At 73.6% G+C, this 23,854-nt stretch carries 23 protein-coding genes and 1 tRNA gene; 11 read left to right on the top strand and 13 right to left on the bottom strand.

Annotation, left to right across the window (positions count from 1 at the left end; translation table 11 throughout):
- The first annotated feature begins 101 nt into the window (after positions 1-101).
- From MXD57_RS24555 to MXD57_RS24565, 3 genes are all read left to right on the top strand, one after another.
- Entirely contained in the window at positions 102-341 is a 240-nt protein-coding gene (locus MXD57_RS24555; protein ID WP_250404075.1) for a hypothetical protein, read from the top strand.
- Between the two features lie 464 nt (positions 342-805).
- On the top strand, positions 806-1,006 hold the full coding sequence (locus MXD57_RS24560) for a hypothetical protein (protein WP_250404076.1): 201 nt from the start codon (positions 806-808) through the stop codon (positions 1,004-1,006).
- A 236-nt stretch (positions 1,007-1,242) separates the two neighbouring features.
- A complete protein-coding gene (locus MXD57_RS24565) occupies positions 1,243-1,680 on the top strand; it encodes a DUF7144 family membrane protein (RefSeq protein WP_250404078.1) in 438 nt (145 codons plus the stop codon).
- 61 nt (positions 1,681-1,741) lie between these two features.
- On the opposite strand, the gene MXD57_RS24570 is transcribed toward MXD57_RS24565, so the two are convergent.
- The 4 genes from MXD57_RS24570 to MXD57_RS24585 all read right to left on the bottom strand — a co-directional run bounded on the left by MXD57_RS24570 (position 1,742) and on the right by MXD57_RS24585 (position 8,096).
- Positions 1,742-3,103, bottom strand: a complete 1,362-nt coding sequence (locus MXD57_RS24570; protein ID WP_250404080.1) for a Cys-Gln thioester bond-forming surface protein — start codon at positions 3,101-3,103, stop codon at positions 1,742-1,744.
- A 330-nt stretch (positions 3,104-3,433) separates the two neighbouring features.
- The gene (locus MXD57_RS24575) at positions 3,434-3,904 is read right to left on the bottom strand and encodes a single-stranded DNA-binding protein (RefSeq protein WP_250404082.1); all 471 of its coding nucleotides are present in this window, start codon (positions 3,902-3,904) and stop codon (positions 3,434-3,436) included.
- Positions 3,905-4,139: 235 nt separating this feature from the next.
- On the bottom strand, positions 4,140-6,413 hold the full coding sequence (locus tag MXD57_RS24580) for a GTPase (protein ID WP_284506029.1): 2,274 nt from the start codon (positions 6,411-6,413) through the stop codon (positions 4,140-4,142).
- Between the two features lie 75 nt (positions 6,414-6,488).
- On the bottom strand, positions 6,489-8,096 hold the full coding sequence (locus MXD57_RS24585; protein WP_250404087.1) for a dynamin family protein: 1,608 nt from the start codon (positions 8,094-8,096) through the stop codon (positions 6,489-6,491).
- 272 nt (positions 8,097-8,368) lie between these two features.
- Here MXD57_RS24585 and MXD57_RS24590 point away from each other — a divergent pair.
- A tRNA-Arg gene (locus MXD57_RS24590) sits at positions 8,369-8,441 on the top strand.
- A 526-nt stretch (positions 8,442-8,967) separates the two neighbouring features.
- Positions 8,968-9,255 carry a hypothetical protein gene (locus MXD57_RS24595; protein WP_250404088.1) on the top strand — a complete coding sequence of 96 codons (288 nt, stop codon included), beginning with the start codon at positions 8,968-8,970 and terminating at the stop codon, positions 9,253-9,255.
- A 215-nt stretch (positions 9,256-9,470) separates the two neighbouring features.
- Here the strand turns inward: MXD57_RS24595 and MXD57_RS24600 are convergent, their stop codons facing one another.
- Positions 9,471-9,902 carry a hypothetical protein gene (locus tag MXD57_RS24600; protein ID WP_250404089.1) on the bottom strand — a complete coding sequence of 144 codons (432 nt, stop codon included), beginning with the start codon at positions 9,900-9,902 and terminating at the stop codon, positions 9,471-9,473.
- 369 nt (positions 9,903-10,271) lie between these two features.
- On the opposite strand from MXD57_RS24600, the gene MXD57_RS24605 reads away from it, so the two are divergent.
- Positions 10,272-10,721, top strand: a complete 450-nt coding sequence (locus tag MXD57_RS24605) for a DUF2690 domain-containing protein (protein WP_250404090.1) — start codon at positions 10,272-10,274, stop codon at positions 10,719-10,721.
- A gap of 317 nt (positions 10,722-11,038) precedes the next feature.
- Complete coding sequence (locus MXD57_RS24610) at positions 11,039-11,656, top strand: TOPRIM nucleotidyl transferase/hydrolase domain-containing protein (RefSeq protein ID WP_250404091.1); 618 nt, start codon at positions 11,039-11,041, stop codon at positions 11,654-11,656.
- 64 nt (positions 11,657-11,720) lie between these two features.
- Here the strand turns inward: MXD57_RS24610 and MXD57_RS24615 are convergent, their stop codons facing one another.
- Together MXD57_RS24615 and MXD57_RS24620 are read right to left on the bottom strand one after the other, a co-directional pair.
- Positions 11,721-12,125, bottom strand: coding sequence for a hypothetical protein (locus tag MXD57_RS24615; protein WP_250404092.1), 405 nt, complete (start codon positions 12,123-12,125; stop codon positions 11,721-11,723).
- Between the two features lie 117 nt (positions 12,126-12,242).
- Complete coding sequence (locus MXD57_RS24620) at positions 12,243-14,255, bottom strand: hypothetical protein (protein WP_250404093.1); 2,013 nt, start codon at positions 14,253-14,255, stop codon at positions 12,243-12,245.
- Between the two features lie 193 nt (positions 14,256-14,448).
- Here MXD57_RS24620 and MXD57_RS24625 point away from each other — a divergent pair, with 193 nt between their 5' ends.
- A complete protein-coding gene (locus tag MXD57_RS24625) occupies positions 14,449-15,408 on the top strand; it encodes a D-2-hydroxyacid dehydrogenase family protein (RefSeq protein ID WP_250404094.1) in 960 nt (319 codons plus the stop codon).
- 133 nt (positions 15,409-15,541) lie between these two features.
- Here the strand turns inward: MXD57_RS24625 and MXD57_RS24630 are convergent, their stop codons facing one another.
- From MXD57_RS24630 to MXD57_RS24655, 6 genes are all read right to left on the bottom strand, one after another.
- Positions 15,542-16,408, bottom strand: a complete 867-nt coding sequence (locus tag MXD57_RS24630; protein ID WP_250404095.1) for a tyrosinase family protein — start codon at positions 16,406-16,408, stop codon at positions 15,542-15,544.
- Entirely contained in the window at positions 16,392-16,880 is a 489-nt protein-coding gene (locus tag MXD57_RS24635) for a tyrosinase cofactor (protein WP_250404096.1), read from the bottom strand. The genes MXD57_RS24630 and MXD57_RS24635 overlap by 17 nt, the downstream gene beginning before the upstream one ends.
- 195 nt (positions 16,881-17,075) lie before the next feature.
- Positions 17,076-17,609, bottom strand: a complete 534-nt coding sequence (locus MXD57_RS24640; protein ID WP_250404097.1) for a DUF5949 family protein — start codon at positions 17,607-17,609, stop codon at positions 17,076-17,078.
- A 165-nt stretch (positions 17,610-17,774) separates the two neighbouring features.
- Positions 17,775-18,065, bottom strand: a complete 291-nt coding sequence (locus MXD57_RS24645) for a hypothetical protein (protein WP_250404098.1) — start codon at positions 18,063-18,065, stop codon at positions 17,775-17,777.
- A gap of 191 nt (positions 18,066-18,256) precedes the next feature.
- Positions 18,257-19,039 carry a hypothetical protein gene (locus MXD57_RS24650; protein ID WP_250404099.1) on the bottom strand — a complete coding sequence of 261 codons (783 nt, stop codon included), beginning with the start codon at positions 19,037-19,039 and terminating at the stop codon, positions 18,257-18,259.
- Between the two features lie 172 nt (positions 19,040-19,211).
- Positions 19,212-19,451, bottom strand: a complete 240-nt coding sequence (locus tag MXD57_RS24655; RefSeq protein ID WP_250404102.1) for a chaplin — start codon at positions 19,449-19,451, stop codon at positions 19,212-19,214.
- 407 nt (positions 19,452-19,858) lie between these two features.
- Here MXD57_RS24655 and MXD57_RS24660 point away from each other — a divergent pair, with 407 nt between their 5' ends.
- The 3 genes from MXD57_RS24660 to MXD57_RS24670 are packed head-to-tail and all read left to right on the top strand — an operon-like array spanning position 19,859 to position 23,784.
- A complete protein-coding gene (locus tag MXD57_RS24660) occupies positions 19,859-21,037 on the top strand; it encodes a glycosyltransferase (RefSeq protein WP_250404104.1) in 1,179 nt (392 codons plus the stop codon).
- Complete coding sequence (locus tag MXD57_RS24665) at positions 21,034-22,452, top strand: exopolysaccharide biosynthesis polyprenyl glycosylphosphotransferase (RefSeq protein ID WP_250404106.1); 1,419 nt, start codon at positions 21,034-21,036, stop codon at positions 22,450-22,452. Before MXD57_RS24660 ends, MXD57_RS24665 begins: the two co-directional genes overlap by 4 nt.
- 3 nt (positions 22,453-22,455) lie before the next feature.
- Positions 22,456-23,784 carry an O-antigen ligase family protein gene (locus MXD57_RS24670; RefSeq protein ID WP_250404108.1) on the top strand — a complete coding sequence of 443 codons (1,329 nt, stop codon included), beginning with the start codon at positions 22,456-22,458 and terminating at the stop codon, positions 23,782-23,784.
- The last annotated feature ends 70 nt before the right edge of the window (positions 23,785-23,854 follow it).

The following is a 23,854-nucleotide window of genomic DNA, read 5'->3' on the forward strand; positions in this document are numbered from 1 at the left end:
CCCACTCTCGTCGCCGGCGTCCGTGCTCGCCGCTTCGGGCACGTGAGGGACAAGGCCGCAGGGCGCCGTGCCTTTGGATCTTGCCGGTCGTTGCATCGGTCATGAAAAAGATCATCATGACCGCCGCGCTGGCCATGGCCACCATGACCGTGACCGCCCCTGCCCACGCCGACAACGACAACGACTTCGGTGGCGGTGCCAACGCCGCGAACAACTGGAACTTCACGGCGGAGGCCGTCTGCCTGCAGGAAGTAGCCGTGGTCCCCGTCCTGGGGGACTGGCCCGCCGACCATGCCGGCAACTGCTCGAACGGAAATGTGATCGGCCACCCGGGCAGCTAGTGCTGTGACCGGAAAGGTTCACCGGCTCGCGGCGTCCGGCACGGCACCTCGCCGCGTTGTCGCATCACCCGAGTACGTCCGGTACGCGGGCGATGCTCCGCCTTGCGATGCACCGCACCGGACGCCGCGAGCCTTCCGGCAAACCTTTCCGGTCACAGCACTAGCCGAGCGTCGCCTCCCCCATCCGGCGATCTCCCCCGCTCCCGTCCCGTCCGGCCCGCACACCCGTGGAGCGGGCGTGGCGGGTGGACGGGCGTAGCTCCTGGCGTCCAGGCCACTCGCACCACGGCGCGCCCCCATCTTGCGCCGACCCGCGCACACGGCTCCGCGCCGGCCCGGGACGCTCCGTCGCTCGGGGGCCGAGCCATGGGGCGTCTTTGCCCCGCCCCGCGGTGGTGAGGCGCACACTGCTTTCAGGGGAACCGGTGGCCGGCCAGCACGGGAGGGAGAACAGGAGGACAGTCGTGACCGTCCTCGCAGCCCTTCTCTTCGTCGTCGGAGCGCTCCTCGTCCTGATCGGTGCACTGCTGATCTTGATCGGGGCGTTCCTGATCACCCTTGGGGCGATCCTGATCATCGTGGGGTTGGCCCTGATCGCCATTGGTGTGTTTCTGCTGGTCCGAAGACTCCTCGGACGCGATCGAACGCGATCCCACTCCTGGTGAGACCCGCGGCCCCCGAGTGCGCGGCGGTGTCCGGTCGAGCGCGGGCACCGCCGCGTGGGACCGCGCGCCGGGCCGGGCGGCCGGAGCGAAATCACCCGGGCCGAGTGATGCCGCCGGCCCCGAGCAGGCGCACCGTGGATCCCGAAAGGTCGTCCGAAGCCCGGGGGAGGACGAAGGGAAGCGCCCTCACTGATCGCCGGACGCAATCGCCGGACGCAATCGATCGAGGCCCAGAAATGACCACGACACACACCACACAGGCACGCAAGCAGCAGTGGGCGAGCGGGTTGATGCTCTTCGCCGCCGTCATGCTGATGATCGCCGGAGTGATCGACATCTTCCGCGGCATCATGGGGATCGCCGCGGACGACGTGTTCATCACGACACGCGGCTACATCTTCCAGTTCGATCTGACCGGCTGGGGCTGGGTCACCCTGATCCTGGGCGCCGTCGCCGTGGTGGTCAGCCTGGGGCTGTTCCAGACCGCGAAGTGGGCTCGGGTCTCCGGCATCGTCATCGCCGGACTGATCATCCTCGCCAACTTCCTGTCCCTGCCCTACTCTCCGCTCTGGTCGACGCTGATGATCGCCTTCTCCGGCGTCGCCATCTGGGCGATGTGCGTGGACCAGCCCAGGGAGACCGGTCCCGACCAGGGCGCGCCGCGCGCCGGCTGACCCGCGGCGTCACGCGGCCCGCTGGAGCGGCGGGATCAGGAGGGACCGGCGCGGCCGGACCTCACTCGCCCGCCGCCTCCTTGCCGCGCAGCACCACCAGCACCGCGCCGCCGATCACCACGAGTCCGATGGCCACCCCCGCGATCATCGGGGTGATCGCGGAGCTGCCGGTGGCCGCGAGGTCGGTGTCGGGGACCGTGCCGCCGCCGACCGTCGCGGGGCTCGGCTCGCTGAGGGTCTGGGTGGACTCCGTGGTGACCGTGCCCTGGGTCCTGCAGTCGAGGACGCCGGTGAACCGGTGGCTGAAGCCGTTCGGGCCGGTGACCGTGAAGTCGTAGGACTGGTCCTCCTGGAGCGGGACCGTCACCGTGCGGGAGGCCCCGGCCGGGATGGTGTGCTGGGTATCCATCAGCTCGAAGGTGAAGGGCTGGTCACCCTTGTTGACCGCCGTGATGTCGACGCCGCTCCGGGCGCAGTTCTTCCGGGCCGACACCGCCATGGCGCCCTTGTCCGCCCAGGTGGCGCCCGCGGTCGCGGAGACCGTGGACTCGCTGGAGCCGGCCAGGATCTGGGTCTGGCTGCGGCTCTCGGAGGCGAAGGCGCGGCCCACCGGGACGGTGGTCGACGCCTGGACGGTCAACTGTGCGGAACCGTCCTCCGCGCCCTCGGGAACGTCGAAGAACAGTTGGCTGCCGTTCTTCGCCGAGGTGATCACCTTGCCGGTCCTGTCGATGATCCGCACCCCGTCGTCGCCCGCGCCCACCGGGGCGCCGACCGTCACGCTGCCCGCGTTGGTGTGCACGGTCACCGGTCCGAGCAGGTCACCGGGGCGGCCGGAGACCGCGGGCGGGTCCAGGGCCAGCGAGGCCTGCGGCTCGGTGCTGCTCCGGGCGCTCTTCTCCAGGTAGTCCGCGAGCTTCTCGGCGCGGGGGTCCACGGCGTCGACCTTCGCCCCGTCCGAGTAGCGCCAGATGGCCACCTGCGTGCCGGCTGCCGCGTCCTGCTCGCTCAGAGCGCTCACTCCCGCCTGCCGGGCGAGGGTGGCGAGGTCGTTCACCTGTGGGTAGGAGTTCTGCAGGATCCAGCGGATCCGGCCGGCGTCCTTGTTGGCGCCCAGCGAGGTCCCGCTCCAGGGGGTCTCCTGGTAGTGGGCGTCGCGCTGGGTGGGGTTGTGGATGTCGACGCAGTACGTCTGCAGGGTGCCGCCACCGTCCACGGACATCTCGAACAGGCCGGCGGACACCTGCTGGTCGCTGCCGTCCTCGTGGATGACGGCCTGGCCGTACGTCTTCAGGCCGCCTATCGTCGCCGTCGCGCCGCCCTGGGTCTGCGGTATCTGGTCGGCCGCGGCGGTGCCCGCGCCGAGCAGCACGGTGGTCGCCGCGAGGCCGGACGCGAGCGTCACGGCCGCGAGGCGGGCCACGCGGAACCGAGTGGACCCAGTGAACGCAGCAAGCACAGAATTCCCCTTCGAGCAGGACCCGTTGGATGCGGGGGACGGTCCCACCAGCAGAATCGGCTGCCCCGAGGGGCATGCCCGGCATCCTATGGATCACGGGGACCGCGCTTGCCGGTCGGATCGTCACATGAGCAGATCCGATCCGGAATCGTTATCGCGGGACCGGCACGCCGACCGAGCTTGTCGACAAAGGCACCCTGGTCAACGGCCTGTTCGGTACGCTCGGTGGTCGCCTGCCGACAAGCGGCGACCTTCGCTCCGCGGTCGGCCGCGGTGCCGCGGCGAGCGCTGACGTCACGTCACCGACGATGCGGGCACAGCGGGTTGGGCCGTCGGCTCGTCCTGGACCTCGGTGGTCGCCGTCTCCCAGGTCGGCTCCGGCCGGGCCGCCGACGGGGTCTCCTGGCGCACCGCGCGGCGGAAGAGCGCGGTGCCCCGCGCGAGGTCGTGCCCGATGGCCACCGCGTCGATGTCGGCGGACGTGCGCCCCTGCTGCCCGTCGCGCGGTTCCGTGCGCACCTTCAGCCTGCCCTGGACGACGACGGGCTGGCCCACTTCGACCGAGGCCGCCACGTTGACCGCCAGTTGGCGGTTGGCCCACACCGTGAAGAAGTTGGTGTGCCCGTCCGTCCAGGCGCTCTTCTCCCGGTCCCAGTAACGCGCGGTCACCGCCAGCCGGAACCGGGCCGAAGGGCCGGCCGCCGCCTCCCGGTACAGCGGCGAAGTCGCCACGTTGCCCACCACGCACACAACGGTCTCGTTCATCGTGAAGCCCTCCCTCACCCGGCCGTTCACGACCGGGCGGACATGCGTACGGGCCCGTCCCGTACGGCGGCGTCTGCCCTGCGGCACGATCGCCGCGGGAACAGGCTGCCTCCGTCCGGCCGGGCCCGCTGAGCGCTGTGGACCACCACCGAGCTGTGGAAGACTCCGCCGCCCACACGGGTGAGGGACGGGCAGCGGACTTCCTTCGCCCCGCCCTCCCCTCACCGCTGCGGACTCACCCCACCCCCGCTCCGGTCTGCGCCACCCGGCCGTACTGCTCCCGCACCTCCTGGTAGCGCAGCAGCTCCGCCGCCACCGGATCGAGCACCCGGGCCCGGCCGCAGCTCGCGGCCGCCTCCCGGAGTCTTCGTTCGGCGTCCTGCCCGTACCGGCGGGCGGGTCCCTTGGCCGCCATCCGGCAGCCCCACTCCACGAACGGCCCGCCGACGATCCCGCACACCATCAGCAGCACCGGCACGCCGAGGTTGGGGGCCATGACTCCGGCGATCTGCCCCACCAGCCACAGGCCGCCCACGACCTGCAGCAGGGTCATGGCCGCCTGGACCAGCACGGCAGCCGGCCACCAGCCGGGCCGGGGCGGCCGCCCCGGCGGCAGTCCGGCCCGGGCCGCCAGGTCGTCCAGCGCCTCGGGCAGTCCGTGCGAGCCGCGCACGGCCGCCTCCCGCACCGCCTGCGCCCACGGCGTGGGCAGACCGGCCGCGGCGCGGTCGGACACCGTACGGACCGCCTGTTCGACCCGCTGGCGGGCCGTGGCCTCCTCGTCGGCCTGGTGGCGTACCGCCATCCGGCCCGTGCTGGGCCCGCCGCGGCTCTGGTACCAGCGCCACAGCCGCAGCCAGGGCGTGCCGCAGGCCCGGTTGGCGTTGCGCAGCCAGGCGCGCTCGGCGGCCTCACCGGCCGCGGTGGCGCCGACCGCGTCGGCCAGCCGGGCGGCGAACTCCTCGCGTGCCTCCTCGCTGAGGCCGACGCGCCGGCCGGTGGCGTAGACGGGCCGAAGCCGGGCCGCGGCGGCGTCCAGGTCGGCGGCGACCCGGCGGGCCGCCGCGCCGCGCTCCATCACGAAGTGGCCCAGCACCTCGCGCAGTTCGCCGACACCGTCGCCGGTGAGCGCGGACAGCGCGAGCACCGTGGCGCCCGGCTCCCCGAACTCGCCGAGCGCGACACCGTCCTCGTCGAGCAGCCTGCGCAGATCGTCCAGTACCTGGTCGGCGGCCTCCCCGGGCAGCCGGTCCACCTGGTTGAGGACGACGAACATGACCTCGGCGTGGCCGGCCATGGGCCGCAGATAGCGCTCGTGGAGCATGGCGTCGCCGTACTTCTCCGGGTCGACCACCCAGATGACAGCGTCGACCAGCTTCAGGATCCGGTCGACCTGCTCGCGGTGCTCCACTGCCGCGGAGTCGTGGTCGGGCAGGTCCACCAGGACCAGTCCACGCAACTGCCCCTCGGCCTCCGCGCTCTGCAGGGGGCGCCGGCGCAACCGGCCCGGAATGCCCAGCCGGTCGATCAGGGCGGCCGCGCCGTCGCTCCAACTGCAGGCGATGGGCGCCGCGGTGGTCGGGCGGCGCACCCCGGTCTCCGAGATGGCCACCCCGGCCAGGGCGTTGAAGAGCTGCGACTTTCCGCTGCCGGTGGCGCCCGCGATGGCGACGACGGTGTGCCCGCCGGAGAGCTTGCGGCGGGCGGCCGCCTCGTCCAGGACCCGGCCCGCCTCGGCGAGCGTGCGGGTGTCCAGGCGGGCGCGGGAGAGGCCGACGAGTTCGCGCAGTGCGTCGAGCCGGGAGCGCAGGGGGCCGTCGTAGGCGAGGGGCGCGGGGGTGTGGGTGCCCGGGGCGCGTACGGGCTTGTCGAGGACGGAGACGCGGTCGCCGCCGTCCGTCACCCGGCGGGCGATGAGGCCGTCGTCCCAGGCGCCCGCCGCGTCCGCGTCCGCGTCGGTCCCGGTGTCGGCCCTCCGGTCGTCGTGCGCGTGCTCCGCGTCCTGTGCGGGGCGTTGCGCACCCTCGTCGCTCGCGGCGCCGGTCCCGTTGCGGGGCGCCGTCGCTCGCCCGTGGGGCGCGCCGGCGTCCCTCCCGTCCCTCTCCGCCTCCGCCGCGCGCGCGTGTGCGTGTGCGTCGGTTTCCCGCTGTCCCGCGGGTGCGGACGCCCGGTCACCGGCTTCCTGGGTCAACGCGCCCTCCGCGCGGTCGGAGCGCTTCGCGGGCACCCGCGCGTGCGGCCGGCCGTCCGTCTCCGGGGCCCGCTCGTTCCGCTGTTCCCCGGCCTCGCCGGCCCTGGGCCCGGCCCCGGTGTCGTCACCGGTGTCCACGCCGCGCGCCGTGACGGGAGAACCCTGCGCTGCCCCGCCGGTGGCCGGAGGCCGGCCGTTGACCGTGTCGCCCTCTCCCCCGGCTCGGCCGTCCGTGTCGGCTGCGGCAGGACCGGCGTGGTCGGAGGAGCCCACGTGCGTCGTGCGGTCCATGCGGTCCATGCGGTCCATGTGAGTCATGTGATCGGTGTGGTCCCTGTGGTCCCTGTGGTCCCTGTGGTCCGTGTGATCATGGTCAGTGACGGCTGTCACCGTTCACCTCTCCTTCTGCAGTACGGACAGCGCGGCGATGAGCTCCGCCTGCGGCTCGGCACGGAGGTCCAGGGCGTCGAGGGGGGCGACGCGCCGCTCGCGTTCGGTCTGCACGACACGGTCGACGGTGTCGGTGAGCAGGCGCTCGGCCCGGTCGCGCAGCCGCAGCGCGCCGTGTGCGCCGATCCGCTCGGCCACCCGCTCGCCCGCGGTGCGGGCCCGGTTCCCGCCCAGCAGTACGGTGGCGACGAGTGCGGCGACGCTCTCGGGGTCGGGAGCGGTGCTGCGCTCGATGTGCCGTACCTCTTCCTCCACGTACTCCTCCAGCTCGCGCCGCCAGCGGCGGGTCGCGAGGCCGATGCGGTGCTCGGCCTTCTCCGCGCCGGGATGCCGGTCGGCGAGCACCGGAGCGGCCGCGCCGGGCTCGCGCCGCCAGGCCTCGTCGACGCGCTCGTCGGCGGCCGTGACGGCGCACAGCAGCAGCGCGCCCAGGCTCTCCACGAGAGCGTCCAGCAGTTCGCCCGCGGTGCAGTCCAGAGGGAAGGCACGCCAGCGTTTGAGCGCGTCCCCGGCGAGTACGGCCCCGGACTGCAGCCGGCCCCGCACGCGCGCCAGCTCGCCGTCGTAGGCGCTTTCGACGGCGGAGGTGAGCCGGAGCGCGGCCGCGTACTGCGCGGCGACGGCGGCGGCCAGCCCGGGCATGCGCGACTTGAGCGAGTCGAGCAGGCCGTGCGCCGTACGGGCCATGACGTGCTCGCGGGCCGCGGCGTCCTGCGCGTGGTGCACGAGCCAGGTCCGCAGGGCCGCCACGGCGGTGCTGGGCAGCAGGCCGGCACCCCAGACCGACTCGGGCAGCTCGGGCACGGTGAAGCGCGGTACGTCGCCGAGCCCTGCCTTGGTGAGCAGGGCGCCGTACTGCCGGGAGACCTCCGAGACCACCTGGTGCGGCACGCGGTCGAGCACGGTCACCAGCGTGACGTCGTACTCCTTGGCCGTGCGCAGCAGATGCCAGGGAACGGCGTCGGCGTAGCGGGCGGCCGTGGTGACCATGATCCAGATGTCGGCGGCGCAGATCAGCTCCGCGGCCAGGACGCGGTTGTCGGCGAGCAGCGAGTCGATGTCGGGGGCGTCGAGGAGGGCGAGTCCACGCGGGAGGCTCTCTGCGGTCTCGATGCGCAGCACGCGCGCGGAGGGCCGGCTGGGGAACAGCAGATCGTCTCCGGCGTCGGGCTGGGGCCCCCACACGCGGGTGAGGTCGGGGAGCACACGCATGCTGCTGAACCAGTGATGGTCCTCCGGATGACAGACCAGGACCGGGGTCCGGGTCGTCGGCCGGAGCACGCCCGCCTCGCTGACCCGGCGCCCCACGATGGAGTTCACGAGGGTCGACTTGCCGGCCCCGGTGGATCCGCCGATGACGGCCAGCAGCGGGGCGCCGGGGGCCTTCAGTCGGGGCACCAGGTAGTCGTCGAGCTGCGCGAGCAGCTCGTCACGGTTCGCACGCGCGCGCGGGGCCCCGACCAGAGGGAGCGGAAAGCGTGCGGCGGCGACGCGGTCGCGCAGAGCGGAAAGTGTGTCGAGCAGCTGAGGCCGAACGTCCAAGGTCACCACATGTGAAGAATGCCCAATTTTAGGGGAATTCTGAAGCATATGGACATCCCAGCGCGCCGATGGAACACAAGGGACGTAAAGGATGACTAGTACGAGGGCGCAGTCCAGGCATAACGAGTGCACAACACCCGGTGCGTCGGAGGCCAAAAGCGATGCACGATTCGTACCTGCCTGCGATTATCAGGACCGCTTCACGGAACCTCCACATCGAGCCACGGAGGTGAAGCGACAGGGTCAGGGAACCAGGAGCTTTATCCTTGTCCCGCCACCAGGCCCCCGTAGCTCAGTGGATAGAGCAGGCGCCTTCTAAGCGCTTGGCCGCAGGTTCGAGTCCTGCCGGGGGCGCAAGCCGTCACCAGCAAGAACGTCTCAGAGGGGACCTCCCCTCCAGGGCGTTTCGCGCCTTCGGAGGCGACACCGGCAACGACGGGCCCGCCCGTCACCCGTCCGCACGCGGACCCCGGCCGATTCTCGGTGGGCCGCTTCTCGGTCATCCAGCGGCATGCACGGACCTCCCCGGTCGCGTCCGGTTCCCGGCTGACCGAGCCCCACACCTCGCTCGCCGCGCGAGCGTCTGACGGTGCGACACCGCCCGCGTGCACCACGGAGACGACCACGCACCCCGTGGCCCGTCGCGGCAGGAGGCGAGAAGCGCCACGTCCCGCGCCCGAGCCGCTTCGGGACGAGGCGCTTCGCCCCGTCGGGGCACGGCGTTTGAGCGACGGGCCCCGCCCGCCCCGGGCGCGGTCAGCGGCGGCACGGGTCGCCGCGGTCGCCCACTTGGGGGATGCCGGGATGCAGTGCGTGCACGTTTCCGTACGGTCGGTTGCAGGGCCGGGAGGCACCTGGCCCGCGAGTCGGGAGGTACGTCATGCGTCGCATCGGATCGACACTCGCCACACTCGCCGCCGCCGGGGTGCTCGCGCTCGCCGTTCCCGGCTCGGCCTTCGCCGCGAACGGGTTCCTGGCGATCGGCGGAGTCCGCCACGACGACCCCGCGGGCTGCTTCGAGATAGCCAGCCTGTCCACGGTCTTCAACTTCACGGACAGACCCGCCCTGGTCCACAACGTTCCGGGCTGCGCGGGCGGGTTCGTCCAGGTCATCCCTCCTGGGTTGGCGGTGCAGGTGCCGGGGACCCACAGCATTTTCATCGATTGACCTCCCGCCGGGGCCGGCCGGGGCCGGCGGGGACCGCGTCCTGCCGGCCCGATACCAGGGACCGGAGTCGTGCGCCCGGGAAGCACCGTCGGCCGTGGGGCCCATGACCACCGGCCCCATCGCTCGGCCGCGGCGCCGGCGGGCGCGGGCCCCGGAACCGCAGCCGGCCACGAGGCGGCCGCCGGTCCCGGCGCCCCGTGGCCGGCTGCGGCCGCTCAGACGGGGATCCAGTCCGGCCACTGGGGCGGCACGTTGCTCACGGGGCAGAGGCCGGAGTCGCCGGGATAGCCGTCCAGCGTTCCCCGGGTCGCGAAGAACCACCAAGCGAGCCCGACCGTCGCCACCACCACCAGCAGCGTCGGCAGGAAGACGCGGACCGCCCTCGGCGCGCGGGACACCGCCCTCGGCGCGCGGGACACCAGACGCCGCCCGGCGGCCCACGCCATGAGCGCGACGAGCGCTTCGCCCCCCACGGCCGCAGGAAGCAGGAAGTTGAGCTCGAAGCGCCCTCCGGCGTCGTAGCCCGCGTCGCAGTACGCGCGCGCCCAGACCACCAGCACCCAGGCGGCGCATCCCACGGCGGCTCCGAACAGCGCGGAGCCCGCCCAGGGCAGACAGGAGCCGGATCCCGGCTTGGAAGTGTCCACGCCATGACAGGACACCGCGGGACCGGCCCTGGTTCGCGATGGACCCCCTGAGGCGTCCTGCGCGGGACACCGCGAACGGACGGCGGCGGACGGGCCCGGCCAGGGTGTTCCGGGTCCGGGGAGAAACGTGCGGGCGGGCCCACACCATGTCACTTTTCGGCCAAGGCGCCCTGAAAGCTTTGGTTTGGGAAGAAATTCGTTGACCTGGGCGTCCGATGTGGATCAGGCTCGCCTGGTCGGCGGCAAAGATCGCCGGCAGCGCGCACGGCACTGACCAGCCGGGTGCGCTCCACCGCGGTTTCCGGCACGACGGCCCGGCACCGAACGGGGTGCCGGACACCGCTTGCTCCTCGAGGGGGAATCTCAGCCATGCTCAAGACCTCAGCCAGGCTGGCACTCGTCGGTGTGGCGGCGGCGACGCTGTCGATGGTTCCGCTGGCCGGTACGTCGTACGCGGCCGGCTGTTCCGGTGCCGGATGCGACAACAAGGGTCCGGCCACCTACAAGTGCGACACCAGCAGCTCCACCAAGCGGACGGTGAACAGCAACGGCCGCGTGGCGGAGCTGCGCTGGTCCGCCGACTGCCTGGCCGGCTGGGTGCGGATCAAGAACAACGCGGACCCGTCGATCTACGACTCCACCGCGACCATCGAGAAGTGGAGCCTCGGCGGCAAGCTGCTGAAGTCCCTGTCCGTGCGGACGCCCGGCTACCGCAAGACCGACTGGTCGAACATGCTCGGCGGTCCGCAGTACAAGTACCGCGTGTGCGTCCGCTTCGACAGCAATCTGTACCCGCTTCAGTGCAGCGGCAAGTTCTAGCGCGTCCGCCCGTGCCGCCGGGCCGCCACCCGGCCGGCTGACCGGAACTCGTCAGGACGCACCGGTCCTCGCTCGCGGCCCGTATCCGTGCGGCACGACGCGGATACGGGCCCGCTTGCCGTCGCACCATCGGCACCGCCCGGCCCGGCGCCACCATCGGCACCCCGGCTCGGCGGCACGGTCGGCCGCAGCCGGACGCACCGTCACATCCCCCCTTCAGGCCTGTGCGTCCTGAGCGGGGGACATGGCCCCGCGGGGCCGTCGCGCTCGCGGAAATTGCGTGGCGGTCCGGTCGCGCGGAGGCGGAGACTCGGCGTGTGAGTGACATGGGGGCGTTCCGGGACGCGGTCGGCGTGTGGGCGGCCGGTGGGGACGGTGGGCCCGCACGGGAGCTGGCCGGGCGGCTGCCCGTGCGGGTGGCGGTGCTGCTCGAAGGGCCGAGCGACGTCGCGGCCGTCGGTGCCCTGGCGGCACGCCGGGGACGCGATCTGGCGGCCGAGGGGGTGTGCGTGGTGTCGATGGGCGGCGCCATGAGCGTCGGGCACTTCGCCCGGGTTCTCGGACCGCCCGGTCTCGGGCTGCGGCTGACGGGGCTGTGCGATGAGGCGGAACGTGGCTACTACGTCCGCGGGTTGGAGCGGGCCAGGGCCGCGTGGCAGGGGTTCTTCGTCTGTGCGGCGGATCTGGAGGACGAGCTCATCCGCGCCCTCGGCGTGACGCGGGTGGCGGAGCTGGTCCGGGCGGAGGGCGACGAGCGGGCCCTGCAGACCTTCCTGCGCCAGCCCGCGCAGCAAGGCCGGGACCCGCGGCAGCAGTTGCGGCGCTTCCTCGGCACCAGGAAGGGACGGAAGATCCACTACGGGCGGGTGCTGGTGGAGGCCCTCGATGCCGATCGCGTACCGGCTCCGCTCGGCGGTCTGCTCGCCGCTCTCTGAGCGACGTACGACCGGGCGGATCGGGCCGGGCGCCGCCCGGGCCCGCTGCCCGGCCCCGCCGCGCTCAGACCCCGGCCCGCCGGCCGTGCCGTGTCGCCGCGGTGATCAGGGTGGAGACGACGGTGGTCCCCGCGAGGCTGCCCAGCATGACCAGGCCCACGCCGACCACGAAGAGGCCGCTGGAGTCGTCCGACCAGTCGCAGTAGGCGGCGATGGTCAGCCCGGCCGAGGTGCCGGCCACCGCGGCCACGGCGTGGTTCCGCAGCGCCGCCCAGCACACCGCCGCAAGGAGCGTCAGCGCGAGCCCGATGACCTGCCACGCCTCGTACGGGCCGGTCGTCGACCCGTCGGGGTGGACGTCCCGGTGCTGGTCCCAGCCGAGCCAGGCGGCCCACAGCGCCGTCGAAACGCCGGCCATCACGAGGATCGACAGCAGCTGAAGGGCGGGTCTGCGCGGTTCTCTGTTCATGGGCCAAGCCTTCCGGCCCGACCCGGGGTGCGAACAGGGCGCTGGTACTCAGATCCACCCGAGTACCTCAGCGCCCCGACCGCCCCGTCCTCCGCTCCGACCTGTCCTCCGCTGCGCTCAGGCCGCCAGCTCCGCGGCCGTCCCCTCCTCGCGCTCCGCCTCCGCCTTGGCCGCCAGGGCGTTCACGGACGCGTTGAAGCGTTCCAGGGAGGTCGGGTGATCCGGGCCCAGGACGTACTCCTTGAGGGTGCGGCGGTCCAGGGCCATGGGGTCGGCGTGCGGGGCCCGGACCGAGTCCAGGATCTCCGTCAGCCGGGCGCACCCGCTGTCGAGCAGGTAGGCGCCGCCGGCCGTGGTGTAGGCGGCCCGGAACTCGTGGTCGGGCAGGTCGTGGGCGTTGGTCAGCACGTAGGGCTTGAGGCTGGCCACGAAGTCGGCGACGACCGAGGAGACGTCGCTGATGAGGACGTCCGCCTGGTTGAAGCACTCGTAGAGGGTGGGAAGCTGCTTGAGGATCACGTTGTGGCGGACCGGCCCCCGGGTCTCCCAGAAGATCCGGTGCCACTCGGCGCGCAGCTCCTGCCACTCGGCCGCCCCCGCCCGGTCCGGCACCCGGGCCCCGCGCACCTGCTCGGCGTCGTCGCCGCCGTGCCGGCCGGCCAGCTCGTCCAGGCGTGCCTGGATCTCCTCGAGGCGGGGTCTGGCGGCGGCGACCGCGGCCTCCGCCTCGGCGGCGCCGCGCTGCTCGTTGTCCGCGCGCAGCAGTTCGCGGATCTCCTTGTCGGCCCGGGCCGCGTCGGCCGAGCGCTTGCCGGTCAGCGGGTGCGGCTTGTAGATGACCCGGACGTTCTCGGCGAGGAGCCCCTCGATCAGGCGCACGCCCATCGGGATCAGCGAGGTGTGGCAGTCGTCGTCGCTCCAGCCCTCCCAGGTGGGCGCGTACAGGACGACGGGCAGCGGGCCGGGGGTGTGGTCCGCGTGCAGCCGGATCGGGGCGAGCTGGGGACGGCCCACCTCCACGATGGCGCTGTCGCTGATGGCGTGCCGCACCCGCCGGTAGCGGTCGCGCCCCGCGCGGCCGGCCACCCAGATCTCGTCGTACACCTTGCTGACCCGGTTGCTGCTGGCGAGCTTGTCGCTGTCGCCGTGGCCGATGAACACATGCTTGGCCTCGGCCACCCGCAGCATGTGCACGTTCTTGCCGGCGTTGCCCGGGTAGAGCACGACGCGTACGCCGGAGAGTTCGAGCTCGGCCAGGTCGTCGGCCTTCGGAACGCAGACCACCGGGATCCTGGTGCGGCTGAGGTGGCGGAACGAGGCCCGCTCCCGGAGGATGATCACCGGGCGCATGTCGAGCTGTTCCAGGGTCTCGATCCACATGTTGACCTGGTACATGAAGTCACGGGAGACGGCCGCGAAGCTGAAGTACAGCGCCACCTCGGGCCGGTATCCGGCCAGTTGCCGGTTGACCTCGGCGAACACCTCGTCCCGCGCGGGCATGCCGCGTACCCGGCGGTACTGGTCCAGCAGTGCCACGACGGCCGCCGCGGTCACGCCGACGGTGACGGCGAACGCGGCGTACGCCGGCTGCCAGGCCCCGACCGCCAGCGCGGCGAGGAGCCCCGCGTGGGCCGGCAGGTCGAGGTGGAGGAGCTTGCGCAGGAAACGCCGGTAGAGCAGGGCGGGTGGCTGCCCGGGTATGGGCAGTCCGCTCATGTCCAGGTTGCGCACGACCAGCGGCAGCACCCGGCGCCGGCGGATCGCGTGGTGCACCGCCGTGAAGAGCATCATCAGCGCGAAGTGGGCGCTGAAGACGACGAGCGCCGCCACCAGGAGCGCTCCCGGCGCGTCCATCCGGGTGGCCAGCGCGAGCAGCATCACCGTGCGCACCGCGAACCGCAGCGGCCTGGTGAGCTGCAGCGTCGCGAGCCTGCGCACGAACCCCGGAGCCCTGGAGTGCAGTACCTCGTCCACTGCGTACGTCACGGCCGATGCCGCGGCGAAGCCCCGCCAGTCGGGCAGCAGCGCGAAGACGGGCAGCGCGGCGAAACCGGCGCCGAGCAGGAGCACGAGAAGCAGCTCGGTCGCCCCGCGCACACGCAGGGCACCGCATAACCGACGGATCGTCATGAGCAAGGTTTCCTCTTTCGGGCAGGCGCGCACGATGGGGGCAAACGCCGTTGTTCATCAGTTCGACCCAGGAAGAGGACGCAGAGTTGTACACCCACCAGAAAGAGACAGTTCAGGTTCCGTTTACCCGAGTGACGAGGTGAGTTCGGGCCTTCACCGACGGGTAAGGTCGCCGTGGGGAAGGGAGGGTCACGTGCGACTTCGCTGTGCGGTGCTGGACGACCACCAGGGGGTGGCCACCGCCTCAGCCGACTGGTCGGTGCTCGGGGACCGGGTGGAGGTCGTCGCGCTGCGCGAGCACCTGGAGGGCGAGGACGCCCTCGCCGCGGCCCTCGCCGGCTACGACATCGTCGTCACCCTGCGCGAGCGCGTCCCCTTCCCCGGCTCGCTGATCGCCCGGCTGCCCCGGCTGCGGCTGCTCGTCGCGTCCGGGATGCGCAACAGCGTCATCGACTACGCCGCCGCCGAGGCGCACGGGGTCACCGTGTGCGGTACGGCGAGTTCGCCGGCGCCTCCCGTGGAGCTGACCTGGGCGCTGCTGCTGGGTCTGGCCCGCGGGATCGTCGAGGAGAGCGGCGCGCTGCGCTCGGGAGGCCCCTGGCAGTCCACCGTCGGCGCCGATCTGCACGGGCGCCGGCTCGGTCTGCTCGGGCTCGGGAAGATCGGCAGCCGGGTGGCACGGGTCGGGCTCGCCTTCGGCATGCGGGTGAGCGCCTGGAGCCGGAACCTGACCGCGGAGCGGGCCGAGGAGGTCGGCGTGGAACTGGCCGCGGGCAAGGAGGACCTGCTGGCGGTCAGCGACTTCGTCTCCGTCCACCTGGCCCTCGGTGAACGCACCCGCGGTCTGGTCGGCGCCGCCGAGCTCGCCCTGATGAAACCGACCGCCTATCTGGTCAACACCTCCCGCGCGGCGATCGTGGACCAGGACGCCCTGCTGGCCGCGCTGCGCGAGGGCCGGATCGCCGGGGCCGGCATCGACGTCTTCGACCTCGAACCGCTGCCCGCGTCCCACCCGATGCGCTCCGCGCCCCGTCTCCTCGCCACGCCCCACCTCGGCTATGTCTCACGGGCCAACTACGCGACGTACTACGGCCAGGCGGTGGAGGACATCCAGGCGTACCTGGCGGGATCGCCGGTACGCCGGCTGCCCTGAGGCGCCCGGGCCGCAGCGGCCGGTGTCCGGCTTCCGCCAGGGCGGCCGGACCCGGCGCCCGCGGCGACCGATCCGGCCGCACGGACGGCGAGGGCCCCGGCACCCGGGCACCGGGTCCGGGTCCGCTCACCGCTCACGCGTACCGGTAGATCTCGCTCACGTCGTCGAGCTGGTCCGGTGTCACGTCCCAGGGCGGCAGTCTCTGGTACCGGGCGATGATCCGCCCGTGCTGCCGGTCCCCCGCGGGGGGCGGGCCGGCGGGCAGGTAGCGGTGGTTGCGGTGGGCGAGCTGCCACCGGTGCCACTGCATGTCGAGGAAGGCGTGGTGCAGCCAGAACACCGGGTCGTTGACGGAGGCGCCGCCGAGCATCGCTCCGCCGACCCAGCGGTGCACCCGGTTGTGGTTGCGCCAGGAGGCGCTGCCGCTGCCGGGTCCCCAGCCCTCCAGCTTGTTGCGGAATCCCGTGGCGGCCGTCGAGTCCCAGGGCCGGGCGTCGTAGACGGGGTCGTCGAGGGCCCACTGGAGCTGGCTCCCGGTGGGCAGCGCGATGGGGTTGGCGGCCCGGCCCAGGTCCCGGGTGAGGAACTTGCCGTCCGTGACCCCCACCCTGATGGTCCAGTGTCCCGCGGTGTAGGCGAAGGGGCCGGTCATCACCTGCCGGTCGGAGCGCCGCCCGTTGCCGCCGAGCACGTCGGCCGTCCACGGCACGGACGTCTTCCTCCGGTTCCGGGTCCAGTCCCAGTACGGCACCGTCACCGAGGAGTCGACCCGGCGCAGCGCCCGCTCCAGGTCGAGCAGGAACCTGCGGTGCCAGGGCAGGAAGGACGGGGCCATGTGGGCCGAGCGCAGCCCGGTCTCGCCGTCGGCGGTGTAGTGGTCGATGTGCAGGCGCACGAACTCGTCGTACTCGCCGCGCCGTTTCAGTTCCAGCAGCGCGTTGACGAACCGCCGGCGCTCGGTACGCGTCAGCGTGCTGACGTCCTTACGCACGTACGCCATGACGCCCTCCCCTGTGGTGCCCGGCCATCTCGCCGACGACCGGGCCGGGGGCGAGGTCGCGCAGTTGCTGCCCGGGGCCGATCTGGTCGACCGCCGCGCGGGTCGCCTCCAGCGCGGTCGGGTACGAGCCGTAGTGGTCGACCATGCTCAGCCAGGTGCCGTCGGCCCGGCGCATGAGGTGCAGCGGGTGGCCGTCGACGGTGACCTCCCAGTCGCCTTCGGCCTTGCGGCGCCCGGCGATCGGCACCTGGGCGCCCTGGATACGGCGACCCCGGTAGGTCTCGTCGAAGGAGCCGCCCCCGGGACCGTGCCCGGTCGGCAGGGGGCGGGATGCTGCGACCACCGGGGCGAGCGCCAGGGCGGCGCCGGTGCCCAGCAGGGCCCGGGCCGCCTCTCTGCGGGAGACTCCGCGACCGCCCGCCGCGGCCTGCTGATCCGCCCCCACCGCGACGCCTCCGGCACCGACGACCATCTCTCACTCCTCGATCGGGATCAGATGTGCGTATCGGTAACCGGCGGGGACCCGGCCGAGTCACCGACGAGGGCCATCCGGCGGTACGCGGCACGCGGAATGCGGCCGGGTGCCCCACCAGCGGGGCAGCCGGGCAGCCGCGGTCGCTCCCGGGCTTGCCCGTCCGTCGGCCGGTCGCGGGACCGCGGGCGGACGTCAGCCACGCAGGCGGCGGACCGGCAGGACGACCTGCGCGGCAGCCCTGAGGGTCTCCTCGGCGCCGGCGAAGGCGGCCGGCGCGGCCGGTTCCACCGCCGTGCCGGGCTCGCCCTCGGGCCAGGCACGGGTGGTGAAGACCAGATAGGCGTAACCGCGTTCGGCGACGGCGGCCAGCCACTGCGGCGGGGTGTCGGCCCGCGCCACGAACTGCGGCATGTCGACGACGGTCTGCCCCGCCCGGACGCGCAGGGTCAGGACGACGGCCTGCCCTGCCCGGACGCGCAGGGTCACGGGCAGGCTCGGCCGTTTGGTGCCGTCCACCAGTTCGCCGCCGACCGGAAGCCCGTTGCCCACCAGCAACCGCTCGACCGCGACGGCCGTCACCTCCGGGCCGCCCTCGGCGTCCCCTGGGGAGTAGCCCAGCAGACAGGGCATGTCGGTGCCGTCGGGCGCCGCACCGCTCCAGGCCAGGACGACGAGCGTGCCGAGGTCGGCGAGACGGGCGGGGGGCGCGCTTGGGGCCGAGGTCACCGCGCGACCCTACCGACGGGGTGCGGCGCGGCCCGACGCGGCCTCTCACCCTTCCGGCCCAGTGCCGGGTACCGCTCCACACGATCGAGGGAAGCGGTCCCGAACGCACCGGGGCCGGTCCCGCCCGATGCGGGACCGGCCCTGCTTCTACGCCTCGCCGGTGCGTCAGCCCTGCAGCGGGACGCCGCCGAGCAGCGGGTTCCGCTGGTTCACGGCGGTGGTGGTTTCCTTCACCGTGTGCAGGACGGAGTCCTTGTTCTCGGTGCTCAACGCGTCCGACTGGTGCTTGAGCGGCATCACGTCCCGCACCGTGAGGGGGTGCCGGCCGAGCGCGTCCACGGCGCCGTTGAGGCCGGCGGGCCTGAGGTCGGCCGCGTTCTGGGCGAACGCGGGCGCGGCGGCGCCGGCGAGAACCAGGGAACCGGCAACGACGGCGGCGGCCTTGAGGGGCTTCATCGTGTTCCTTCCTTCGGCAACTCACGTCACCCCGGGGAATTCTGACGCCGTGCCTAACGAGTCGCCGTCGGACCGGAAACCCCGCGACAGAAAGGCATACGAGATGCCTTCGGGAAGTGCATCGGAGAGCCGAGGCCTCCGGCCGTCGTGCGCCCGCGCGCACGACGGCCGGAGGCGTGGTGGGGAGACCGTCACCCCGTCGGCAGCCCCGGGAGTGTCGGCAGCCCCGGGAGTGTCGGCAGCCCCGAGACCGCCGGGAGGCTGGGCAGGGTGGGCAAGGTCGGCAGAGCCGTCACGCTGGGCAGAGCCGTCACGCTGGGCAAGGCGGTCCCACTGGGCAAGGCGGTCCCACTGGGCAGAGCCGTCACGCTGGGCAAGGCGGTCCCACTGGGCAGAGCCGTCACGCTGGGCAAGGCCGTCACGCTGGGCAGAGCCGTCACGCTGGGCAGAGGCGTGCTCGGGGGCGTCCCGATACCGGAGAGGACCTGACCGAGCAGTTCCAGCAGGTCGTTCACCACGCCGGTGGCGGCCGACAGTACGTCGTCGAGGCCGGAGACGACGGCCTGCACCAGAGCGTCGATCGCGGCGGTGAGCGCGGCGAGCACGTCACTCGAGGCGTCCCGGGCGGCCGGTCCGGCCTTGCGGGCGGCGGCGTCCGCCGGACGGCCGGTGGCCACCTCGGTGACGGCGCGTTTGGCGGCCTCGCCGAGCCGGTGGGCCTCGCCGGGGGTCAGCCGGCCCTTGCGGAGCGACTGTTCGAGCAGTTCCCTGACGGGCGCGGGTACGGATCCGGTGCCGTTCAGCGCCTCGATCCGGGCGAGCAGCGCGTCGGCGCCGGGGACGGCCACGTGCGAACCGGCCTGGTGGCTCCGCCGGGCCAGGTCGGTGGCGACGGCGGCGGAGCCGGCGATGCCGACCAGGAAGGAGGCGCAGAGGGCGGCGGACGCGATACGCCGTGGGGGAAGCACGCGCATGTGAGTTCCTTTCGTGGGGCCGAACTTTCAGCCCCACGGTTGGACCGCCGCTGGGGAACCGCAACCGCTCGGAGCCCATGTGGAGCATCCGCACCAGGGCGGAACGCGCACCGGCCGCCCGTCCGTGCGTCATGCACGGGCGGGCGGCCGGCGAAGGGGATGCGCCCCGGCGTCAGACGTTTGCGCAGCCGTTGCCGAACGCGGGGTTCAGCAGGCCGATGACGTCGACGGTGTTGCCGCAGACGTTGACCGGCACGTGGACCGGGGCCTCGACGACGTTGCCCGACAGCAGGCCCGGGGAGTTGGAGGCGAGGCCGTCCGCAGTGGAGTCGGCGGCGGCCACGCCGACGCCGCCGGCGACGGCCGCGACGGCGGCGGAGGTCAGAACCAGACCCTTCGCGATACGCGACATGGAGAAGTACTCCTTGAAATCGACACAAACATCCGGGCGGGATGCCCAGCGCTGTGTCAACGCGCGGCAACCGCCGGGGTTCCGCCGCCAAAGGGGTGATCTCCACGGAAGTACCTCTTCATCATTCCGACACACTTGTCTCATTTAGCATGATTGATCCACATGCCTCATAGAGTTGCTGTCCTCTCCACCACGTGCGGGAGGGGGACGGCCTACCCCTCCCACCGTCACCCGGATGTGCCCGAAGCCGGCCCGGCCCGGTGGCGCGGTGGTGACCAGCCGGGCGTCCGGCTCGTTGCCCACCGGCACGCGACATGAACCGGCGCACAACTGGTGGCCGCGGACGCACCGGCACGACACGCGTACCACCCTCAGCCCCGAGCACCCCCGTGAGCGAGGACCCGAGAATGGACCAGCCGGCACCCGCTCCTCGGCCACGGGTTCTGCATCTCGCGCAGCCCGTCGACGGAGGGGTCGCCCGTGTCGTGCTCGACCTCGCACGGGCTCAGCTCGCGTCCGGCGCGCGGGTCACGGCCTGCTGTCCCGGCGGCGCGCTGGGCTCGGAACTGCGCGGGTCCCGCGCCGAGTTCCGCCCCTGGCGGGCCGCACGGTCGCCGGGGCCCGGACTGGCCGGTGAGGTGCGGCGGTTGGCACGGCTCATCGAAGAGGTGCGGCCCGAACTGGTGCACGCGCACAGCGCCAAGGCCGGACTCGCCGCCCGACTGGCCGTACGCGGCCGCATCCCGACCGTGTTCCAGCCGCACGCATGGTCGTTCGAAGCCGTAGGCGGGGTGGCCGCGGGTCTCGCACTGTGCTGGGAGCGCCGCGGCGCCCGGTGGGCCGACCGGGTGGTGTGCGTCAGCGAGGCGGAGCGCGCGACCGGCGTACGCGCCGGAGTGCACGCCTCATACGCCGTCATCCCCAACGGCATCGACACCTCACGCTTCTCCCCCGCGCCCGCCGCGGCCGCCGCCGCCGGCGTCCGCGCCGAGTTGCTGCCGGACCTCGATCCGTCCGCCCCGCTCGTCGTCTGTGTCGGACGGCTGTGCCGGCAGAAGGGCCAGGACGTGCTGCTGCGCGCCTGGGAGCAGGTCCGGCACGCGGCGCCGGACGCCCGTCTGGTGCTGGTCGGCGACGGTCCCGACCGGGACGCGCTGCGCGCGCGGGCGCACCCCTCGGTCCGTTTCACGGGCGCCGTCGCCGACACCGTGCCCTGGTACCGGGCCGCCGACCTGGTGGTGCTGCCCTCACGCTGGGAGGGCATGGCGCTCGCCCCGCTGGAGGCACTGGCCTGCGCGCGGCCCGTCGTGCTCACCGATGTCGGCGGCGCCCGGGAGAGCCTGCCCCCGGCCCTCGCGCCCCGCTGCCTGGTGCCCACGGCGGATCCCGGGGCGCTGGCCGCGACCGTCACCTCGCTGCTCGCCGACGCGCCCCTGCGTGCCGCCCTGGCGGACCGCGGGCGCCGTCACGTCCTGTCCACGCACGACGTGCGGACCACCGCCGAGCGGGTCGCGGACCTCTACCGCGAACTCCTCGGACCCCGGCCACCCGTGTCCTCCGAGCGCAGGGAGTCCATCCGATCGTGACCGCGGAAAGTACCGTCCCCTCCACCGGCGGCCAGTCATGGGACAGCGGACTCTCGGCCCTCTCGGTGCTGCCCGCCCCCGCCGCCGGCGGGCCCCGGTTCCCGGTGCGCCGGCCGCCCGCGCGTCCCGCCTCACCGATGCCCGTGCTCGCCGCCGACGTGCTCGCCGCGTCCGCGGGCGCGCTCGTCCTGGACGGCTCCGTCCACCGCCCGTCACTGGTCGCGGTGCTGGTGGCCGGCACTCTCCTGCTGCGCCCGCGCGCGCCGCGGCCGGTGCTCGGCGTGCTCGACGAACTGCCCGCCGTCTGCGGCCGGATCGCGGTCACCTGGCTCGCCCTGGCAGCGGTGCGCTCCGCCTACGACCCCGGTGCGGCGCTGTCCGCCCGCGGTCTGCTGCTCGGCTGGACACTGCACGCGGCGGCCGCCTGCGCGGGGCGCGGCGCGGTGCACTGGCGACGCCGTGCCGTCCTGGCGGGCCACCCGCGCCAAGCGCTGGTCGTCGGCCCCGCCGCGACCGCGCAGCGGGTGGCCGCCGCGCTGCTGCGGCATCCGCGCTGCGGGGTGCGGCCGGTGGGCGTCGTCGCCGAACACCTCGACGACCCGGGCGGGCTGCCCGTGCTCAGCACGGACGAGGAGGTGGGGCGCGCGCTCATCCAGAACGGCGTGCGGGTCGTCCTCACCGTCTCACCGGCCGTGCGCACCGAGCGGGCGCCGCTGCTGCGGGCGCTGCTCGAGGCGGGCTGCACGGTGTGGGAGGTCGACCCGGAGAGCCGGGCGCACGGGTCCGACCATCTCGCCGGTTTCGCCGTGCGCCGCCTGGACCCGGGTTCCGGCCGGCGCGGGAGGCTCGGCAAGCGGCTGCTGGACGTGCTGGTGTCCGCGGCCCTGCTCGTGCCGGTCTCCCCCGCGCTGCTGGTGTGCGCGGTGGTGCTCCGGCTCACCGGCGGACCCGGGGTGCTGTTCCGGCAGGAGCGCGTCGGCAAGGACGGGCGCCCCTTCACGCTGCTGAAGTTCCGCACCCACCGCCCGGTCGACCGGCACGAGGCGGCCACCCGGTGGAGCGTGGCGGACGAGCGCGGCATGAGCCGCTTCTGCCGCTTCCTGCGGCGGACCTCGCTGGACGAGCTGCCGCAGCTGTGGAACGTGTTCCGGGGCGACATGAGCCTGGTCGGGCCGCGCCCCGAACGGCCCTACTTCGTCTCCCTGTTCAGCCAGGCCCACCCCGGCTACGCGGACCGCCACCGGATGCGGACCGGCATCACCGGGCTCGCCCAGATCAACGGCCTGCGGGGCGACACCTCCATCGAGGACCGGGCCCGCTTCGACAACGCCTACATCGACACCTGGTCGCTGTGGCAGGACGTCTGCATCCTGCTGCGTACCGCCGTCGCGCTCGTGCGGTCGGCGGGGAGCTGACCGATGAGCCTCACCCTGCCGCTCCGGCGCCCGTTCGGGACCTCCCCGGTGCTGTCCGTGGTGGCCGTGGTCGTGCTGCTCGCGCTGCCGGGCAGGCCCGGCGGCGAGAGCGGCGCGGGCCCGGCCGACGCCATGTCCGCCGTGGCCGTCGCCCACTGCGCCGTACGGCTCCTGCGGGAGCGCCGGCGCCCGCTGTCCCGTACCGCGGCCGTCGTGCTCGCACTGCCGGTCGCCGGCCTGGCGCTCGCCGCGGCGGGCGCGGTGTCACCGGGTGCCGGGATCACCGGCCTCGGCCGCTACCTGCAGGTCTTCGTCCTCGTACCCGCCGCCGTGCTGCTGCTGATCCGTGACCGGCGCGACTTCCGGCTGCTGGCCTGGTCACTCGTGGCGCTCGCGCTGTGGCAGGGGGTCCTCGGGGTGCGCCAGTACGTCACCGGCACGGGGGCGTCGTACGAGGGCGCGGACGTCCGCGCGGTGGGCACCTTCGGGGCGTCGGACGTGATGGGCATGGCCACGGTGGTGTCCTTCGGGCTGGTCTGCGCGGTGGGCCTGGCGCTGGGCCGGGCCACGGGGCGCGAGCGGTGGGCCGCGGCCGCCTGCGCCCTGGTGCTGCTGCCGCCGCTCGCGCTGTCCTTCAGCCGGGGCGCCTGGATCGCCACCGCCGTGACCGTCACCGTCCAGCTCGCGCTGGCCGGGCCGCGCCGGGCCCTTCGGGTGGGGGCGGCGGCGGTGGCCGCGGGCGTGGTCCTGCTGGGCGGGTTCGGGGTGGGTACGGCGATGCTGCAGGAGCGGTTCGACAGCATCACCCGGGTCGCCGACGCGCCCGACCAGTCCGTCACCGACCGGTACACCATGTGGGCGGCGGCCACCGGCATGTGGCGGGAGCACCCGCTGACCGGCGTCGGTCTCAAGGGCTTCCCCGAGTACCGGGACGGCCACGCCTCGCTGGCGCTGTCCTCGGGCAGCGACACGGCGGGCGCGGGCGCCGCCTTCCGCCGCCGGCCGCTGCTCTCCCCGCACAACATGTACCTGCTGGTCCTCGGCGAGCAGGGGCTCATCGGACTGCTGGGCCTGGCGGGTGGCTGGCTGGCCCTGCTGGTGTGCGCGCTGCGGAACGTGCGGCGGACCCGGCGGTCAACCGGCGGCCGGGAGTGCGCGCTGGTCGCCTGCGGACTGCTGGTCTGGCAGCTCGTCGACTTCGCCTACGCGGACATCGGCGGCCCCTCGACCGTGCTGACCGCGGTGTGCCTGGGGCTGGCGGCCTGGTGGGCGCTGTCCGGCTCGGCCACGGCCGAACGCGTCCCGGAGCCGGGAGAGGCGGTCGCGCGGTGACCGCGGTCCCGTCCCGCGAACCACGGGATCCCCGGGCACCGGCCGGGCCGCCGGCGCCCCCCGGAGCCGG

It is taken from the genome of Streptomyces cellostaticus, assembly GCF_023630175.1.
In the GTDB taxonomy this organism is placed as follows: Bacteria; Actinomycetota; Actinomycetes; order Streptomycetales; family Streptomycetaceae; genus Streptomyces; species Streptomyces cellostaticus_A.